The organism is Bradyrhizobium sp. 179, from assembly GCF_023073535.1.
In the GTDB taxonomy this organism is placed as follows: domain Bacteria; phylum Pseudomonadota; class Alphaproteobacteria; order Rhizobiales; family Xanthobacteraceae; genus Bradyrhizobium.
The window spans coordinates 1-17,812 of record NZ_JADPJR010000067.1; the positions used below are offsets into that span (position 1 = coordinate 1).

The 17,812-nt window shown below is 57.5% G+C and carries 16 protein-coding genes and 5 pseudogenes; 8 read left to right on the forward strand and 13 right to left on the reverse strand.

Annotated elements, in window-relative coordinates; all coding sequences use genetic code 11:
* Nucleotides 1-530 precede the first annotated feature (530 nt).
* Nucleotides 531-1,668, forward strand: a pseudogene (locus tag IVB12_RS16455) (MFS transporter).
* Between the two features lie 871 nt (nt 1,669-2,539).
* On the opposite strand, the gene IVB12_RS16460 reads toward IVB12_RS16455, so the two are convergent.
* The 3 genes from IVB12_RS16460 to IVB12_RS38180 form a co-directional block, all read right to left on the reverse strand.
* On the reverse strand, nt 2,540-2,938 hold the full coding sequence (locus tag IVB12_RS16460) for a hypothetical protein (RefSeq protein WP_247300591.1): 399 nt from the start codon (nt 2,936-2,938) through the stop codon (nt 2,540-2,542).
* Between the two features lie 557 nt (nt 2,939-3,495).
* Entirely contained in the window at nt 3,496-3,930 is a 435-nt protein-coding gene (locus IVB12_RS16465; protein ID WP_247300664.1) for a hypothetical protein, read from the reverse strand.
* Nucleotides 3,931-4,989: 1,059 nt separating this feature from the next.
* Nucleotides 4,990-5,409 (reverse strand): low affinity iron permease family protein, encoded by a 420-nt coding sequence (locus tag IVB12_RS38180; RefSeq protein WP_247300614.1) that lies wholly within the window; start codon nt 5,407-5,409, stop codon nt 4,990-4,992.
* 443 nt (nt 5,410-5,852) lie between these two features.
* Here IVB12_RS38180 and IVB12_RS16475 point away from each other — a divergent pair, with 443 nt between their 5' ends.
* On the forward strand, nt 5,853-6,128 hold the full coding sequence (locus IVB12_RS16475; protein ID WP_247300616.1) for a hypothetical protein: 276 nt from the start codon (nt 5,853-5,855) through the stop codon (nt 6,126-6,128).
* 10 nt (nt 6,129-6,138) lie between these two features.
* Here IVB12_RS16475 and IVB12_RS16480 read toward each other — a convergent pair whose 3' ends face one another.
* From IVB12_RS16480 to IVB12_RS16495, 4 genes and pseudogenes are all read right to left on the reverse strand, one after another.
* Nucleotides 6,139-6,309, reverse strand: a complete 171-nt coding sequence (locus IVB12_RS16480; RefSeq protein WP_247300617.1) for a hypothetical protein — start codon at nt 6,307-6,309, stop codon at nt 6,139-6,141.
* 278 nt (nt 6,310-6,587) lie between these two features.
* Nucleotides 6,588-6,833, reverse strand: a pseudogene (locus tag IVB12_RS16485) (hypothetical protein); the annotation flags it as partial.
* A 136-nt stretch (nt 6,834-6,969) separates the two neighbouring features.
* A complete protein-coding gene (locus tag IVB12_RS16490) occupies nt 6,970-7,200 on the reverse strand; it encodes a hypothetical protein (protein ID WP_247300618.1) in 231 nt (76 codons plus the stop codon).
* A 37-nt stretch (nt 7,201-7,237) separates the two neighbouring features.
* Nucleotides 7,238-7,519 (reverse strand): hypothetical protein, encoded by a 282-nt coding sequence (locus IVB12_RS16495; protein WP_247300620.1) that lies wholly within the window; start codon nt 7,517-7,519, stop codon nt 7,238-7,240.
* A gap of 353 nt (nt 7,520-7,872) precedes the next feature.
* Between IVB12_RS16495 and IVB12_RS16500 the strand changes: the two are divergent.
* From IVB12_RS16500 to IVB12_RS38395, 3 genes and pseudogenes are all read left to right on the forward strand, one after another.
* Nucleotides 7,873-8,219: pseudogene (locus IVB12_RS16500) on the forward strand (transposase); the annotation flags it as partial.
* Nucleotides 8,220-8,415: 196 nt separating this feature from the next.
* A complete protein-coding gene (locus IVB12_RS16505; RefSeq protein WP_247300622.1) occupies nt 8,416-10,095 on the forward strand; it encodes a cytochrome b5 domain-containing protein in 1,680 nt (559 codons plus the stop codon).
* A 227-nt stretch (nt 10,096-10,322) separates the two neighbouring features.
* Nucleotides 10,323-10,499: a GDCCVxC domain-containing (seleno)protein gene (locus IVB12_RS38395; protein ID WP_346657695.1), complete on the forward strand. Its 177-nt coding sequence runs from the start codon at nt 10,323-10,325 to the stop codon at nt 10,497-10,499.
* A 483-nt stretch (nt 10,500-10,982) separates the two neighbouring features.
* Here IVB12_RS38395 and IVB12_RS16510 read toward each other — a convergent pair whose 3' ends face one another.
* From IVB12_RS16510 to IVB12_RS16520, 3 genes are all read right to left on the reverse strand, one after another.
* Nucleotides 10,983-11,201, reverse strand: a complete 219-nt coding sequence (locus IVB12_RS16510; protein ID WP_247300624.1) for a hypothetical protein — start codon at nt 11,199-11,201, stop codon at nt 10,983-10,985.
* 776 nt (nt 11,202-11,977) lie between these two features.
* Nucleotides 11,978-12,715 carry a dienelactone hydrolase family protein gene (locus IVB12_RS16515; protein WP_256467117.1) on the reverse strand — a complete coding sequence of 246 codons (738 nt, stop codon included), beginning with the start codon at nt 12,713-12,715 and terminating at the stop codon, nt 11,978-11,980.
* A gap of 228 nt (nt 12,716-12,943) precedes the next feature.
* A complete protein-coding gene (locus IVB12_RS16520; protein ID WP_247300628.1) occupies nt 12,944-13,888 on the reverse strand; it encodes a dienelactone hydrolase family protein in 945 nt (314 codons plus the stop codon).
* A gap of 142 nt (nt 13,889-14,030) precedes the next feature.
* On the opposite strand from IVB12_RS16520, the gene IVB12_RS16525 reads away from it, so the two are divergent.
* Nucleotides 14,031-14,234, forward strand: a complete 204-nt coding sequence (locus IVB12_RS16525) for a helix-turn-helix transcriptional regulator (protein ID WP_247300630.1) — start codon at nt 14,031-14,033, stop codon at nt 14,232-14,234.
* Nucleotides 14,235-14,464: 230 nt separating this feature from the next.
* Here IVB12_RS16525 and IVB12_RS16530 read toward each other — a convergent pair.
* Nucleotides 14,465-14,794 (reverse strand): annotated as a pseudogene (locus IVB12_RS16530) (transposase); the annotation flags it as partial.
* 855 nt (nt 14,795-15,649) lie between these two features.
* Complete coding sequence (locus IVB12_RS16535) at nt 15,650-16,315, reverse strand: hypothetical protein (RefSeq protein WP_247300632.1); 666 nt, start codon at nt 16,313-16,315, stop codon at nt 15,650-15,652.
* Between the two features lie 178 nt (nt 16,316-16,493).
* Here IVB12_RS16535 and IVB12_RS16540 point away from each other — a divergent pair, with 178 nt between their 5' ends.
* Both IVB12_RS16540 and IVB12_RS16545 read left to right on the forward strand, forming a co-directional pair.
* Nucleotides 16,494-16,655: a hypothetical protein gene (locus IVB12_RS16540; protein ID WP_247300633.1), complete on the forward strand. Its 162-nt coding sequence runs from the start codon at nt 16,494-16,496 to the stop codon at nt 16,653-16,655.
* 326 nt (nt 16,656-16,981) lie between these two features.
* Nucleotides 16,982-17,160, forward strand: a pseudogene (locus IVB12_RS16545) (D-amino-acid oxidase); the annotation flags it as partial.
* Between the two features lie 342 nt (nt 17,161-17,502).
* Here the strand turns inward: IVB12_RS16545 and IVB12_RS16550 are convergent.
* A complete protein-coding gene (locus IVB12_RS16550) occupies nt 17,503-17,793 on the reverse strand; it encodes an FAD-linked oxidase C-terminal domain-containing protein (RefSeq protein WP_247300635.1) in 291 nt (96 codons plus the stop codon).
* Nucleotides 17,794-17,812: the final 19 nt, after the last annotated feature.

The window sequence follows — 17,812 nt, forward strand, 5'->3', positions numbered from 1 at the left end:
ATCTCATCCCGACACCGCCTCGATTCGACGCAAAATCAAGCGCGCGGGCTGGGATGATGCCTTCCTCCTCAGTATGCTTCGCCATATGCGATAGCCCTGAGGCAATGCGGGAGGCCCTGGCCGCCATGCCTGCTGCAGCTCCCCACCAGATTAAGAAAGAACCGCGCGCCCGCACATCTACTGAGGCGCGTCCGCATGCAAAGCGGTTGGCGAAATCGTCGAGCCGACCGCCCGAGCCACAGCTGGCCTTCGAACGGTACGACCTCTTTTCCGGCGGGTGGTGGTGAGCGGGACGATTGATCCTGGGTACAGGAAAAAGGCCGCGCCCACCGCGTGCGCGGCCCTCGTTCCGTTCCAGATGGGCCGGAGTCACCAGTGGTGATGATGCCAGCGGTGCCGCACGACCGGATACGAGCGATAGTAGAAGAGCTTGAAAAGGCAGATCGACTAGGCGCAATGAACGGGGTTGCAAGTTGGGTGGAGAGCTTGGCGTAAAACACCGGCGAAACCGATTTCAGTGGCTTTAGGCTGTGGCTGGACCAATCGCCTATATTGCTCTTTACGGCGCCCTGTACGCTGCGTTCGGTGCGGCATCGCCATTCTGGCCTAAGCTTTTCGAGACGAGAGCTCTGACGCCTCAGCAGATCGGTTCAATCCTCGCTGCGGCAATGTTGGTGCGGCGGTTCATTGCGCCTTGTGCTCGCAAGCTGTGCCGTGTTGGCGGCCGGAGCGGCAGCTGCCTTGGTCTGGGCAGATGGATTTTGGTGGTTGCTGGTTCTAGCGTTGGCTCAGGCTGCGGCACTTGCTCCGACGACCTCGATTGCGGACGCGTTGTCGGTGAATGCAGCGAAACCTCAAATGGGCGGAAGGCCATTTGAATACGGCTGGATACGGGGTTCGGGCTCGGCCGCCTTCGTCGTGGGCACGATCGTCGTTGGACAACTGATCGATCCTGCTGACCTCATGCCGGTTATCTGGATGAATGCCAGCCTACTGATCGCAGCGGCCAGCGCGACAGTGTTTATGCCCGCTGTTAACGCTCAAGCCGCTCCACCTGCGCCGGCGGCATCGTTGGCCTTCGGAGAGGTAGGTGCTCTTTTGGCGATCCCGCGATTTCGGATCCTGATTTTGGTTTCCGCTTTGGTCTATGGAAGTCACTCGATGCACGACGCATTTGCCGTCATTCGGTGGAGCGACGCTGGAATAGGAACTTCCGTCATAAGCGTTCTGTGGTCGGAAGCGGTGGCGGCAGAAGTTTTGGTCTTCTTTTTCGTTGGTCCTGGGTTGATTGAACGGTTTGGCGTGCGTGGTGCGGCTATCTTAGCCGCCGCGGCCGGCATCATACGTTGGCTGATTGAAGGAGCGACGACTTCTATTGTGCTTCTCTCAATGATTCAGCCCTTACACGGGTTGACCTTTGCGCTGCTCCATCTCGCTTGCATGGGCATGATGAGGGCAGTTGTCTCCCTGACGGTAGCCGCCACCGCCCAAGCCCTTTATGCCTTTGGTTCAGGCCTCGTTACCGCTGCGTTGATATCGCTGTCCGGCATTCTTTATGCTCGATATGCAGGAGCTGCGTTCTTGCCGATGGCAGCTCTCTGTGCATTGGCCCTCCCGTTGGCTTGGTACGGCTTTGCCGACCAAAGGGCGCGATGCGGCCCCGTTTGATCCAACAGGTCCAACTGCCGGCGCACGGGCATCTTTATCGGCGCAGCGCGCGCGGCACGACGCTACGCTTGCGAATATCGCCAAGTGACGAAAAGGCGCCAATTGGCAGGAGGCGCTTGGGGCGACCAGTCCAATGCCGATCAAGCGCGAGACTTATATCGGGCGGGCGCGTCACTCCGAGTTGCACAGCGTCCAGAACGTACCTGTTACTCTCTTAGCTGGGCGGCTTTACCGCCGCGCGATGACATACCCGATGAGGAAAGCGACGGCCAGCGAAGCTAGAGGAGCTTCCCTGACCACGTCACGAACAATTTGGGACGACGCGCTGTACTGTTGGCCTTCCTCCAGAGATTCTCGAACGTTGCGTCCCATCTCCCGCACACTCTCTGATACTTGCTTTATTGTGGACATCGACGCCGCTTCGTACTCGTCGGCAGAACTGCGCGCGGCAGGCCGCGGCGCTCACCAAGAAGAGCGACGAATTCGCAAAGCGGCTTCCAACCTGGTCATCCACTTCCACCGCTCTTGCCCGTAAACGCCAAGCGTATTCGAGACCGAAACCAAGGCGATCCCTGCCTCGGCAACCTTCAAGCCGAGTAGGCGAAGCCCCACGTTGCCAATCTTTCTGTTTTGGCGCGGCCGCTATCGGTCACTTGAGCGCCGCTGGCGTGAACGTGTCGGTCCACAGCCTTGGAAAGGTGTGTCAAGCATCGTGCGACTTCAAAGCACTTGTCGGATCCTTCTTGCCTCATCCAAACGCCCACGCGATTTGCGAAGATCGCAATGTTCTCCACGTTGAGCCTGCAGCTCTGCGATTGTCTCTGTCGCATCATGATCTGCACTCAAGGCCGATTTGGTGCGAGTGTCTGTATCATCCTTTGCGCTTGCCGAGCGTGTGAGAAGAGTTGGCGTTGGATGGATAGTATAGACGGTTGCAATCATTTACACCCTTCTTTTGGATGGCTTCAGCGATTCCTGGCGTTGAGCTCACGCGCTGAGCTTCGACGCGCGCCATGTCAGCGCGTTTCACGCAGTCGACATATGGCTTATTTCCTAACCAGTCCCACTGGCCGGCCGAGGCTGGAGAGATTTGTGCAGAGCCAACAAAGGCGCCTAGGCTGAGCGCGGCGGCTAGAGCTAAAGCGAGGCGAGAAGATTTCATTGTCGTGATCCCTGGTTTTTGCGGCTGCTCGATTGCAGCGCGGGGGACCATCCCATTTTTCGATTCAGCAACTCTATAATGTTCGTCACACTTCGCGACGCTGACCATGAGGCGTCATCTCGGCGCGCGTATGCTCACATTGCAGATGAAGGAGATCAAGAGCCGCTGCCCTCGGCTGTATTCAATGAATTGGCGCCATCATTCGACGGTTCGATTGGAACGCCGAGCGACATAGCAATGTTCTTTCCGCTTTCGTCTCTGTTTAAGTCTCTGACGGTCCCACCCGATTTGGCTGCGGCTGCGGGCGAGGCCCGGGATAGAGGTTCAGTTGTCCGCGTAATAGACCGAGTAGAACGTCGCCTATTGATGCTGTGGACGGCTCCTCCCGACGCGACGACGTTTTAGGGTCAATCCTCTTCGTCCTTCCCGACTCCACGCCGCGAAGCCTGAACGTGAAATCGACTTTGTGGGGATCGCTACGGGGATTTTGCTGCCCGCTTTGATATGGCCCTTGCGCCGCTCGTCTCTCGACACGAAGCCAATGCAGATGGCCCTGAAGTGAACAACGCTAAAACCGTTGCCACGTCGGCTCTCCGTGGCACACGATTTACGCCATTATTCCCTATCGGGCGAGAATCGGACATCGCAAACGTCGGCAGGCGATTTTAATGCGCTAGGAATATGAAAGCGGCAATCAGTGCTACCATGCCCGCGAAGATCAGCAATGCCGGCACCGATTTTCGAGTCATTGGCCCCGTCGAATGGCGTGCAGCCGATTGACCGGGTTGAACTCTGAGCCGTCTCTGTGACCGCACGATTTTGCTCTGTGTCGTTGGCGTCCGAACCTTTGGTTCCGGAGCTGCGCCTACACCTCCCATCTCGCTGTAATAAGCGCTGTATACTTCGCGAACGGCCAGGGCCGTGGACTCGACCTCGCTCATGATCTCGAGCCGGGCTCGATAATTGGTCAGAAAGCTTTGGGCGTTGGACGGCAGGTCATCGAAACCACCGAGCTTGGCCATCATGAGCCAAGTGGCGAAATCCGCCTCAGCCTTCGTGCGAGCTTTCTTGGCGATATTGGTGTTGGAGCTAGAGGACATGGTGGTCCGCTTGGTTTGAACACGGCCGCGAAGCTGGTTCATCGACAGCATCCGCGCCGCGCGAACGGCAATTGGCAATCCAATCACAATAATGACGGCGCGGGAGAGTTCAAACGCGAACCCGACCAACTAGTCGGCTTCTGGCCGCGGTTGAAGCCGGCTGAGCAGGCTAGCCAGGGGAGGGCGCCTCTGCTGACACCACAATGGCAGTAGCCAACATTGAATCGTGGTCCAATTCGACTCCAATTGTCACGCTCTCAATGTATGCTCCGCGACGCACTTACGACAGTGAGCGCGATAACAGCATCTGCAGACTCATCTTGCAATGTCTGCGGATATCCGCTCCTCTACACTCCCCAGTGCAAGTAGTTAGAGCTGCATAGATTTCAGCTGAGTGTCTGAGCGTCGGCATGAATTACTACGGCCACTTGCTACAAGTTAGTGGCTTCCCCAACGCTGGCTCGAGCTGAGCTTGGCCGCGAAGGCGCCAGTGCGCGAAGGACGACTTCGCGACTGCATTTTGCATCGGCGCAGCCGCCGACAAGCGCAATGAGTTACTTTGGCGGCTTCATGGTCGCTGATCGCTTCGCTGCTGGCCTGCGCGAGGTGATCGCCTCTACCTTCTTCAGCGTCTGTGCAAACTTAGATCGGAGATACTGTTCATGCTCCGGGTCTTTAGGCTCATAGAGGAATGCAACCTTCACGAGGAAGCGGTTCAGTAGCGATGCTATCGCAAGGTTGTCCGAGTGTTGCGAGCGCAGGGCCGTGAGTTGCCGACGCATCTCAATGAGATCGATGGTTTCGCGGTCTGACTGCCCTTTTCAAATGAAACTCGCGCGAGAGGCCTACAGCCCAGCGGAAGCCACCGCGACGAGTATGGTGGCGCGACGGCTTCGACACTTGGGGACCCGGACCAAGGGCAATGTCCGGCGATAAAAAGCTAGCGCTCCGCAGCTTCGCTGCAATCAAAGTCTGCAGTTAAGCTTGATGCTGCGGTGGCGGGTTAATTCTGGAACCTGAAGGGAAGAGCGGTCAACGTGATTCGAGTGCATCATTAGCTCACGACGTACGGACCTGTGCTCGCTCTCGCTCGACTTCCTCGGCGTCCCTGTCATCGATATTCATAAGTGAGTTTTTGGCATCGTCATGAACCTTCAAGAGTCCGTCGAGCTTCGCATGAATGGCCTGTGTGTCGCGGTGCTCGGCGCGCTGGATCACGAGGGTCATTCCCCAGGTCGCAAGCGTGGCAAGCGAGTGCCAGTCCCGTCCATTGCCGAAGATGATCCAAAGTGCGGCATAAAGGAGAAACACGGCGAACGCGCCTGGCGGCGCGGCAAGCACGCCGATATTGGTCAACCAGGCTCGGACGTCGCTCGGGGCCATGGCGATCAACGTACCGCTGCTCTTGTAGGTTCGAGAGAGGAGGCGCGCGCGCTCGTTCTCCCGGATGACCAGCATCCGGTAGCCGTCGTGCTTCACCTCACGAATTCAGTCCAGTCCTGACGAAACCTGCTTACCGCTGGCCGCCAGGCAGAGCTCATACGCCATGCGCATGCAGGGAAAATAGGTGTTGAGGTAGGCGATTGCGAATCGAGTTCGTGGTTCCAATGTTCAGAAGCGAGCAGAACGAATCCGTCGAGCTCGATTCGCTTGTCGATCCGCCTACTGCCAAGCACCTCCAGCGGCCTCGGCATCGCCCCCTCAGCGCATATAGTGCTGAGGCCGCATTTCTTTCGCGGCGGCAGGCACACGCGACCTTCCTGATACCGTGCACAGAAGGAACCTGTGTTCCTTGAATGGCGGCAGCACTCCATACATTAGCCGTAGATCGGCCACAGCGGGCGGGTTCGCTACAAAGCAGGACCCGTCCCGACTGTGAACAGGGACGCCTGGCGACGAGCATCATCTGGTAGAGTGATCCAATGGCTGATCAACGCACGCCCGTGCGCCGCGCCGCGGCCGGTATCGGTTCAGAACCCGCTGAGAAGAACAATGTTGGGGAGGCACTCGATCATGTGTTGCACGAGGTCCAGGCCGCGCGGCGTGACCTCAGTATGACTCGCTTCTGCCTCCAACAGGCAGAAGCCGTTCGCAGAATAGATCGAGCCGCAACCACACTCGCTGATCTGATGCAATCCGGAAACCGCATAAACAAGGACCCCCGGGCCTACCAGCCGTTTCAAAGGGAAGAGGCGTAGTAAGGCCGCCTCATCGTTGCTTCTTGCCTGCTCGCTTTTTCGATTTCAGGACGTCGGCCTGGCTTTGGAACGCGCGTGCTAGTGCCTGCAGTTCCTCGGACACCCCGGCATCTGCAGCCGACTTTGCTGCGCGCGCAGCCTTTTCAGCTTGCTTGCGAAACTGTTTGATTTCCTTCGTCATGGATCAGTCTCCTTGTGGTTCCCGATCAGGCCGCCAGAAGATTATATCATGTCGCCGCCGCGGAGCCGAACATAGGTCCCGCTCTCGTGCAGCTGCAGCCAGCCGCGCTCAATAGCGAGCTTTAGGCCGGCACCGACCTCCTCGCCGCTGGCTTTGAGCGTGTAGAGGAAGGTGCGTTGATTTTTTCAGTATGGATGCGGCCGTCCTGGACGGGCACGACACTGGCGGCGAGCTGGACGAGCTTTCGGGCGGCGACTTCCGGTTTGGCGTGGGGACGTTCAGCGGCAAATTAGCGCTCCTGGGGGATGGACCCACTTACAAGGCGTGATCTGCCTTGTCTCGGTTAGCTTGACCATGCGGGGAGGTGGCGCGTACCGGGCGGTGCGACATGGTCGGCATCTGAGGGAAGCTTCCAGCTTCCAGAGCGGCGTATCTTTCGGCCGGTGGATGGCCTCTAGCGGGAGACTGGCGCGGGTCTTACAGCGGGCGCACTCTACCTCTAGCCAGCCAAGTCCGCCATATATTGAATAGGAATTTGCCCGAATATGAGACCGGTACAAGCAACAGGTCCGGGCGGCGTCTCTGTTGTCGGTTCATCGGGCAAACCGGAAGCAACCTGCCGAGTCGCCGAACGACGCTCGTGGACTCCATTGCGTTAATTTACGCGGCGCGTTCCTTGTTCGACTGTTCCTGTACGGCGGTCGCGGTTTCTTCGAACCCCTTTTCGTAATTGCCCGCCAACCTCTCAAGACTGTCGGCCCACATCCTCAACATTGAGACTTGAAAGTGCATAATTGGCTTCAAGGCATTCATACCGATTGCAGTCGCTGCGCTGATGGGACCTTGTTGGTCGCGCGCGAAACGGTTTTCGTTAGCGGTCTCGTCTGCCATGCGTTTCTCTCCCTCGTTTTGATGTTCTCGCCGTAAGCTATGTGGCGGGTTGTGCCCTGCGTGACTCTAAGCATTCAGCCAAGACTTGATCTGCCGCGAGCCTCGCACAGCGGTCGTCGTGCAGTTCATCCAGTTTTTTTAAGTACGCGACGGCCGCTATTTGCAAGAGATCGAAATCATCTCGACCCGTATCACGAACATTGGCGACGTAGCGATAGAGGGCAGAACGCCTATTATCGTTCTCGCTGATGCCGCTGTGGAACAGCAAGTAATTCCGCCAAGCGAACGCACACGCGCCTTCTATGGTCTGAGAAGTCATGGCCACCTCCCAAAGCCCAGAGAAAGACTGACGACCCGTTTCGTTCCTGGAATCTCTCAGATGTAATATTGTTCCGTAGCTGCGCTGCAAGGTGTTTGCACCGTTGCGACGTCGATGGTGTAGTCGGCAACTGTCGATATCGCATTCGGTCAATGCGATTGGGTCCGAACGGCCTTCGCACGCATTTCGAGTGGCGGGTTTGCTCGAATGATCGTTCGTGTGTTCGCCAGAAAAATGAGACTGCACTACGTGCGAGACTTCCGCTTCTGATGCTGTGGACGGCTCCTCCACGGGCACGAGAGTGCCAAGAATTGGGCGCCGTTTGAGGCTCCCACGATTCGGAGGAGCAGCCTATGCAGTCAATTTCGACGATCGGTCTGGATATCTGGAAAGTCGGTCGTTCAAGTGCATGGCGTCGATGCAGCTGGCCAGGTGGTGATCCGGCGCCAACTCAGGGGCCGTTTCATGCTGTCGTTTTGAGAAGTTCCCGCCGTGCCTGGTGGGGATCGAGGCTTGCGCGTCATCCCAGTATTGGACCCGCGAACTGCAGGCGTTGGGGCATACGGTGCGGTTGATGCCTCCGGCGTACGTGACGCCCTACGTCAAGCGGCAGAAGAACGACACCAAGGACGCAGAGGCGATTTGCGAGGCGGTCACGAGACCCAACATGCGGTTCGTGCCGACCAAGACGGTCGAGCAACCCTATCCCGATAGGCAGCTCGAGCATGCTACTGCGGGCTCGTTGGCGATTGTGAAGTTAGCACGTCCGGTTCCGCCAGAAGCTGCTTTATTGCTGGTCAACCCGAAGCTACTCTCGAGTTAATTCGAGCGGCACCCACCGTACTCCGCCACGAGCTGGGTAATCGGTGCGTTCGCTTACTTCGGAAGGGCGACAGATGCGGGCAGTGATCATCGGCGCAGGAATGGGCGGGTTGATGACGGCGTTGGCGCTGCGGGAGTCCGGCGTCTTCGCCTCGGTCGATGTCTACGAGCAAACCAAGGTGCCGAGCACTGCAGGCGCCGGGTTGAACGTACCGCCCAACGGGGCGCGAATATGTCGTTGGCTGGGCGTTGACCTGGATGGTGGGGATCCCAGGGGCCCCGACGGGGTGATCGACGGTGGCCGGGCCGCAATTCTGGAGTCGACACGGCAGTTCAACGCCGACGGGACCGTGACGCAGAGGCCGTTCGATCATGTCACCGCCGCGGGTGATAGCGCCGGATTTCATCACATGCACAGGCTGGACCTGTTGATGTGCCTGTACAAGCGGGTGTTCGAGTTCGGTCCCGAAAGCGGGGCGCCGTGCCCGATCACCGTGCACATGGACTGTCGGCTGACGCAGTTGCATCAGACCGCGGGCGAGGTGACGGCGAGTTTTTCGAATGGTCGAAGCGCCGTGGGAGAGGTTCTCGTGGGCGCCGACGGGATCAACTCCGCCACCTTGCAGCTGGCGTGGCCGAACCCGCGTCCCAAGCGGTGGACGGAGGTGACCTGCTTCCGTGGACTTATTCCGCGGGCGGTGGTCGCCTCGCTCAGCAAGACTGACCGTAGCCCGCTGGACCACAACCCCATCCACTCCTTCAGCATGGACCGGCACCGGAGCGAGCGGAGCGGGGCGACAACGTATTGGGTGCGCCGGGGCGAGTTGTTGAACGTGTGGATCGCCCGCTATGAGCCGGACTCTGCCGCATTCGAGCAGGAGGAGGGCGACTGGTTTCCTGTCAGACACGAGGAGATCGTTCGCGAGGTGGCTGAAGCATTTACTGGGCACCCCAGCAGAGACGATCTGCTCGCTTTGGCGGGCGCGATCGTTCGACCTACGAAATGGGGCCTCTACGATCGTGACGCCCTCGAAACCTGGGTGCAAGATCGTATCTGTCTGCTCGGCGACGCGGCGCATCCGATGCTTCCGACGTTCGGCCAGGGCGCCGCGCAGTCCTTCGAGGACGCCGCCGCGCTCGCTTGCGCGTTCACCCTGCACGGCCGCGATGTGGCCACAGCACTGCTGCACTACGAACGCGTGCGGCATTATCGCGCGACCCGATTCCAGCTCGGCTCCAAGTTCGCCTTCGATCATTTGCGGGCCAAGGACACCGCTGAGCAGAAGGCTCTGCTCGAAAAGATCGACGAGCGGGTGAGCCCGGCATTTGCCCACGACAAGCGGGGCGGTGAGGATGACTCCTGGATCTATGCGTACGATGCCCGCAACATCGGCGCCGAATTGCCTCCCAAGAGATTGGGGCCGTGGAACTTCCGCCGCGCCGCAAAGGCCAACTACCCCGCGATAACCCGCGAGCTCTGGACACCGGCTGCTCCCGCCAGGGCTCCACGCCCGGTCACGCGCGAAGAAGTCGCCCTGCACAAAACGCGGGACGACTGCTGGGTCATCATCCGGGGAAAAGTCTACGATATCACGGAGTGGGCACCCCATCACCCCGGTGGCGCAGGAATCGCCCGCATGTATGCCGGCAAGGAAGCTACTGCCGAATTCGGTGACTATCACAGTCCTGAAGCTGTCGCCCACATGTCTCATTTCTGTATCGGCGACCTCGTCGACGCTCCAACACCTGCGTGACTGGCCATCACTAGCTCGCCGACCCAAATCGGACTTCAGGGTTGACCATAAGCCATGCGCCAGTGAGGACGGGGGTTGGGACGCGAGGGTCGCTTCAGTCAACATATTTGCTAAACTGTGCAGGGAAATGGAAACGGGTGGATCAGCACAACCCGCCGGCGATACCCTCCGTAGCAAGCGTCTGCGAGACAGCGAGCCATCTTGGCAAGAATGAGGGGGACTATGTGGTGCAGCTTGAATCTACCCTCACTTGCCCGGAGTGCGGCCATCAAGCGGTTGAGCCGATGCCAAAGAATGCCTGCCTATTTTATCAGGACTGCAAGGGCTGCGGAAAGCGCGGCGTTCGAGTGGCAGGGGGGCGCCTCGCTCAGATCGCAACCTGTACCGAATGTCGGTATCGGTGATTGCGCCTCCCCGCAACCAAGTAAACCTGTGATTTTGTGAGGTTTTAGAGAGCCGCCCTTTGGGGCGGCTTTCTTATTTTTGGGCCGTGTCGCCACCGTGTCGCCACGCGATAAGGACCGCATGCAAAGTCTTAAACGAACGATGCTGATGTCTGAAGGGCCATAGAGGCTGTCGCTAGTGTAGTGCTGCGCGCTGGTTGCAGCTCACCGAAGCTGCGGTGCGTGGTTGAAGTGCAGCGGCGGAGCCGACAACCGCGTCGACGCCGATTATGGGAGCAAGGCGGCTAGCCGCAAAACCGGCCAAGCCAAAAGAAACTCGACACTAGCTACGGAAGAACACGAACCAGACAGCGGCCATGGCGATCACCGCGACACTTACGCTAATGAGAAGCAGCAAGAGGATCGAGGGCCCGGGTTCGGCTTGACGCGCTTCCGTGGGTGTTTCGATAATGATGCCGTGCTTTTTCCGCACCATGATTGCACCTAAATTTTGGGTGCTAAGTCGGCGCGGTCAAATACCGGGACAATCTCAACATCCTCCGGCAAGGCACCTGATGGCGTGTCTTCCGCAGCATGGCGCAACGCTTCGGTACTCGCATCCAATCCATCGACGGTTTCGTTCGCGCCGCTACCGGCGTCGTGACGACGTGGCGGTACTTGATGGCCTCCATCGGCTCCTGTCTTCGCTATCTGTGTGGACATAAGAGATCCTTTTCGTTTTGGATACCAAGCTGTCCCAACGGGGATAGTTCCTAGCCTGCCTGAGCGTCGCGCACCGCAGTCGGCCGCTTCTCCTCGTTGAACGCGCGTCCGCCCTTGGATTCGGCGTATGTCAGGACAGAGCCACCAACACCGGCAAGTGCGCAAACCTGGCGGGCTTCTTCACCCCTGCGCTTTGCTTGAGTGTCTCGCCTTGATCTTGCTCGCGAGATCCGCACATCCGGCGATCCCGTTATGCGCTCGGATGAACCGCACTAGGTCGTTCGGATCAATGTCTTGCGCGACTGCATATTCCAAAGCTCGCGTCCATCGGCTCCGCATTCGCAGATCGGGTTGAATGCAACTAGCTTCGATGATCACCCGCAAAGGATGCCAACCCACTCGGACTGGTGTCATCAGGGTGCTCGGGGCGACTTCCAACAGATGGGATAATAGATCCTCGTCGTCGAAATAGCTGTATGCACGCAAAACGGCTCGCAGGTATCTGTAATCCGCGAACCGTTGTTTTCTTTTCGCAGCTCTTTCAGCAGCCCTCCGCACCTTTTGGATTCGGGCGACAATCTTACGGCTCGACCTCCCCAACGACGCTGCTGACTTTTTCATAAGCACCTCCAAAGTTGAGATGCTGTAAATTAGAATCGCCTGCGACGTTTCAGGCGATGGTCGAGGCGAAACGTGGCCGCGACGCGAAGACTTTAGAACGCTGATTTTCTGTAGATTGTTTGAAACTGCTGAATGAGAGAGGCGGCCGCATCATCCTATTGATGAGATGCGCGCTTAGTATCGCCGGATTGGATGACCCTCAGAATTTCATCCATAGATTCTTTATCGGCTTTTGGATTGTGCTCCATGCGCCAACCGTTGAAGACGTAGGGAGGCGCCCTATCCTCGAAGCCGTGGTGAACCCCTTTGAACAGAACTGTTTTGATCAGGCTGTCCTTCCCATCGATAGCGGTGCATAGCTTGAAGTCGTTGGCCATATCCTTGTCGCCGATGAAAATGGTAACCGGGATTGCAAAGTCGAACTTTTCCATCTCGTTACAGGCGGGGGAGATAGCAAATGTCCGAGCGAACTTATATTCTTGATGACCGGCAACAGCGGACTTTGTTGCGATCATGATTGCTGTGGTTCCGCCATTGCTGCGGCCTATGACAAATACCTTATCCGGGAGAGCTCGTTTAGTATCAATAAGCCAAGCCAATGCGGAGTATGCATCCTCTACTCGACGCCATCCCCAGTGGTAATTGGGCGGACCGCAGGTTTTGTTAACCTGACGAGGGCCAAAGCTGTCGAGGACGAGCACGCCCATGCCATTGTCTAGAAGCATCCTTCCTTTTTCTTTGGCCCAGTCGAGAACCGGCTTGGTTAAGCCAGAGCAACCGTGCATCAGAATGACGATAGGCACTGGTCCCGTCACTCTCTTGGGGTGACTATACTCGCCCCTAAGATTGCCAGTCTTTTGTACTTTCCTCCCCTCTTCGGGAGCGCCATTCATAAAACGAATGGTTCGGCCTGTTCGGCCTACGGTAAGCGGCTTGCTGGAATCAAAGACCTCATCGGTCGTGTACGTAAAATTCTGCTTTCAAGGGATTGTCACTTCTTCAGCGTCGGCCATTGAGACGCTCAGAGCGACGATTATTACCGTGATAACATTGCGGATCATCCAAACTGCCCCCTTGGCCGAACTCAGTAATAGAGCCCACCAAAAATCGAAATTTGTGTACTACGGCGTAGCTCTGTCAAACGCTCGTTTGAAGTATTCCCTTGTTCGCTTGAATGAATCCTCGGCGGCTTTCGGATCTCCGCCTATTTTGTGTTTCCTCACGCCGCCTCCCACACTCCAGCCGCTTACTTCTGTCGCGCCCTGTGGGCGATCAAAGGCATGGCGCGCTCCAGGATAAAATACCATCTCAAACGGAGCGACTTTCGATATAGCGGCCTGCAATTCGCGGCACAGCGGTGCGGGCGTCCAGTCGTCATCTTCTCCGATGAGAACGAGGAGAGGGACGTCAATGTTGGCGTCAAGTTTGGGATTGCAATACGGGTAGTAGGCCACTGCACCGCGGACTCCAAACAGCTTTAATTGGTACTTCACTTGAACGGCCTTCATGATTGTCCAAGCTCCGTGCGAAAAGCCGAGCAAGCCGATCCTGTCCTTAGCAATGTAAGGGAGTTTCCGGAGATATTCCGCGGTGCCATAGATGTCCGAAACGCGCATCTCGGGGGTAACAGAGGTAGTCTCTTTGCAAATGTTTCCGAAGCCCCGCGGCGAGAAGCTGTCAATGACAACGGCAACATAGCCCCAGGAGACCAGCCTCTCAGCCCACCGCTTGTGATGAGCGTCAACGGCGCCACAACCATGAAGGACCATGATCGCAGGAAAGGTGCCGGTGCCGGGGGGGCGGTATACCTCTGCATGCACAGTTGTCCGCTCGACATTGGAGCCTGGCAACACAACGTTAGGGTACCGGACGTTCTCACTGCCTTGCGCGTTGGAAGCTATTCCGAAAGCGGCGAAGAAGCTGGCGCTGTATAGAACCAGAAGTCCGGGTGCGCTTAAGATCACCGGCAGTTTGCAGCGTCTTAACCAATCTCCTCGGCCTTTGCCTTGGGCTTGTGTTACTTCGCCGCGCTCAACATGTTCTTCAACTTCTGCCGTCCTACCCATTTGAACCCCGCAGCCAATCATGCGTTTGTAATAATATCTGTTTTTTAGATAATCCGGAACCCGGATTATTTGTTTGCCCCCTTACCTGGTGGGCGAATCGATGTCTCGGACACTCCAATCGACGCGGCACGAGGCGCTTCGATTGTTTCTGATTGAGAAGAGGAAGAAGGCCGGTCTTACGCAGACCGAAGTCGCTGCGAAGTTGAAGCGGTACCAGTCTTTTGTCGCTTCCGTCGAGACCGGCCAGCGGAAGCTCGATGTCGTGCAGCTTATCGCGTTTGCAGAAGCGATTGGTTTCGACACCCGAGAAGCCATCAAGCGAAGGGTGGCAACTAAGGACGACTGACTGGGCCGCTAGTACTCTTCCGCCAGCATGATTGTGAGAATTCGTTTGTAACGGTAGGATCCGATGGGTCGGGCGACCCTTGAGTCATATCGTTCGACGAAATAGTCTACTTTGAAAAGGATCGTGTGGCCGTCGACTTTCACCGAGCCGAAATCATGCTCTCCGTAGGGATCGGAATCTTTGCAAAAATCGTCGTGTACGGTGATGGCCTCTGACCTTGCCCCCAAGTTTTATCCAGTCCTGAGTTCGCCCCGGCTGTTGGATTTATGCGAATGGGCGGTGGTAGCGACGGGAGCTGGTGCGGAGCCATCGGCATAGCGCAGCGCCAGATCCCGTCGCGGGTTGCAGGTGAAGGCAAACTCCGATGGTGTTTTCCATCCGAGTTGCGAGTGAGGTCGCGTATCGTTGTAGTCGGCCCGCCAATGTCGGAGTTCGACCCGTGCCTGGGCCAGCGACGTGAACAGCGTCTCGTTCAACAATTCGTCTCGGAGACGGCCATTGAAGCTTTCGATGAAGGCATTCTGCGTCGGCTTGCCGGGCGCGATGTAATGCCAGGCGATGGGGCGCACAAACTCGGATTGCCCAGGATAGTCTCGCCATCTAAGCGTTAAAGCGTCAGCACTTTTTTTGACAATGATCGCCTCCCACCAGCCGTCTTCCAGACCGTCTTGAGCAAGGACCACATGGCCAGGTACAAGCTCCTTCCAAAACTTTGGGAGAGACGAAGAAATCGAGCCAGTGTCTCCGCCGACTAGTGCATTGATCTGGTCATAAAGTTTCTGATCCACGTTCGGCACAAGACCGTTGCCGGTCGCATGGATCTTACCGACCGGCAGTTTGCTCACAATTTCCAAGTGCTTTTTCGAGATCGGCACCGCGAGCCGCATTCCCATTGTGGCTGCGGCTTTTGCCAGCACGCTTCATTCTCTCCCGAGAAGCGTGCCGCGTGTGGCTTTCGGTCTTTATCTAAACCGAACATGCGACAGTCCTGGTTGGAAGCCGCGGCGTTTTCGATGTTGCGGGCTTCGTCGTTTTCGATTTGGTCGGCTTCTTTGACATCTTCTTTCTCCCTTGAATCAAAAGAGGCCCCGGATGGGCCTCATGATGGTTTCCAATGCTTAACCGGAGCGACCTCTCGGTCGAGCTGGGTAGTTAGGGTTTTGGGTTCACTGCGGCGGGTTCGAAAGCAGGCGCATTCGTGTTGTGGAAACTGATCAAGCTTTCCGCGACCGCTAGTGCTTTGCGAATTAGAGGGTCGGTTAGCTCGACCCAATCCTTTGACGGCTTTTCAACAATGAGTCGAAACATCGTCGTCGTTCCACTAGTCACAAACGATGCTCCAGGTGGCACCTCAGAACTGGCGGTAGGCTTGTGGGGCGCGCCGTTCCAGAACGAGAGGTCCACCAACCCATTCTTCACTTCCAATCCACGGTGATGCGTGGCGGAAGATTTCCTTTGAAGATCACCCACCACGACTGCTCACCTTTATCGGTTGGTGCCTTCATCCCTAGCGCCGGGAATTCAGCTCTAGCGATCTCATAGATCCGCTGCCACATGGCCGTAACGTTAGGTGCGGGAATGACCATGTATGAGCTTTTGGACTGCTGCACAGCTCGAAGCAGGAGCGCAGCTCGGTGTTTTCCTCGCTCCGTGTCCTGGGCGTTGATAGCCCGAGCGAGGTCCTCGTATGTGACACACGCATCAAAATGCTCGGCGGCTGTATTGCCGTTCATGTACTTCGCTGGAGCAATCAAGACGCAATATGCTGCATGGTCGTTAGTTGCCATCTCGCGCGCGCGAGCCTTATATCGTTCCGGCAGCGTCGGCTGGAACGCCGCATCGATCTTGTTTTCAATTAGGAGAACGCCACTCCTATCTTCGACTCGAAAGCGCGCAAACAAATCTGTTTCGCCAGTTCCATCCACGACAGACAATGAACACTCGCTGATCCGCAGCGGAGCGTTTACGCCCAAAGCCGAGGAAAAAACGTTGCAGACTGCTTCGTTGAATATCAACTCCTCCTGCAGCAACACATCGATATCTCTTTCGTAGAGACGAGGCAGAATTATTTCTGTCGGCATGAATACCCTCCTCAAAATCTGAACAGCCAAGCATCAATCCGCGGCGTTCGCGCTAGTTGAGCTCGTGCGTGGGGGACGTCAGGACAAAACGTCAGTCCCGTAGAGGCTTGCGGTCGCAGCGTCGAAACAATGCACAGTTCCCATTTCGACATCTACGGCCATCGTCGATATCGATGCCGTGGTGCAGAAGGTCGCCGATCGTCGGATCACCAATTCGAAGGATTTACGCAAACTGCGCCAAGTCTTGGCCGATCCCGTCGCCGACGCAATGTTGCTTTGCGGTGCCGAAAGGCGTGTCGGCAGAGAAAATGCCCGTCGTCATCGATCTGCTCAAGCCTGAGATATCGTAGGTTTGGATCGTGGGGGAAAATGGCGGTAGTGCTCCCCCGCTACCAATCGTACGATTTTCTACGCCAAACTACGATTTCGTACGACTTGTACCCCTTATCGGTAGCGCTGACGACCAGCGCGACCATTGTGCTCTCCGTCGTGAAGCAACGCCGTGATGATGGGCGATGCCAGGCGATCGACCGGCACATCTCGCATGTCCACTCCATGCCGCCCTAGCACGCAAATACTGATGGCGGCCGCTCGGAATTCAGCATCATGATCGTCAATCCTGAGTTCGACTGTCACTGGGCCTGCAAATTTGGAAGGTCGCAGGTGGACGGGGTGGAAGGCCTCGTCCTCGCGGCGGGCTGCTCGGGTCACGGCTTCGGTTTGGGCCCGGGGCTCGGCTATCTGGCCGCGCAGCTTGTCGTCACGACACGCCTTGCGTCGATCCCACACCATTCCGGCTGTCGCGTCTGGTCGACGGCTCGAAGCTGGACATCGCCGCCATCTGAAGATCGAGCCGGAAGTCAGGCCTGACGCGCACCCTGACGAACAAAGGATTCGGAGTTGTGCTCGAAGATCGCCATCTCGTTGCAGGACTTAATGTCCATCGCGGACAGCTAACTTCAAGGCCCGTGGCCGAGAGCCTCGGTCTGCCATCCTCACCGATCGAACAGGTCGCGGCCTGATCGCGATTTAGCAGTCCCAAAGCGGCGTTTCCTGCCCAACTTGAGTCACTCTTTCGGAGTGGCTCTTTCTTTATGGACAAGATGATTTGGCTGATCGAGGTGCCTCGGCCGAAGACCCACCGTTTGGACCTGGACGAAAGCATCGCCAGCTCGCCGGCCGATGGTTCAACAGGCAGACTTCTCTCCCAATGGGCGAACGATCGTGCCGGCGTTCATGATGTCCGCCGGATCAAAGGCGGTCTTGATCCGGCGCATCGCCGCGATGCGTCCGAGATCGCCGTACCGCTCCAGAAGGTGCTTCTTGAATCGACCGACGCCGTGCTCCGCGCTGAACGTGCCGCCGAGCGCCGCGGCCGTGTCGTAGAGTTGCAGCGACAGGATGCCTTCCTTCCACCCGCTTGGTGAACTCCAGCCGCTCGAGGCCGGTAGGAACGAGCACGTTGTGCAGATTTCCATCGCCGATATAACCGTAGAT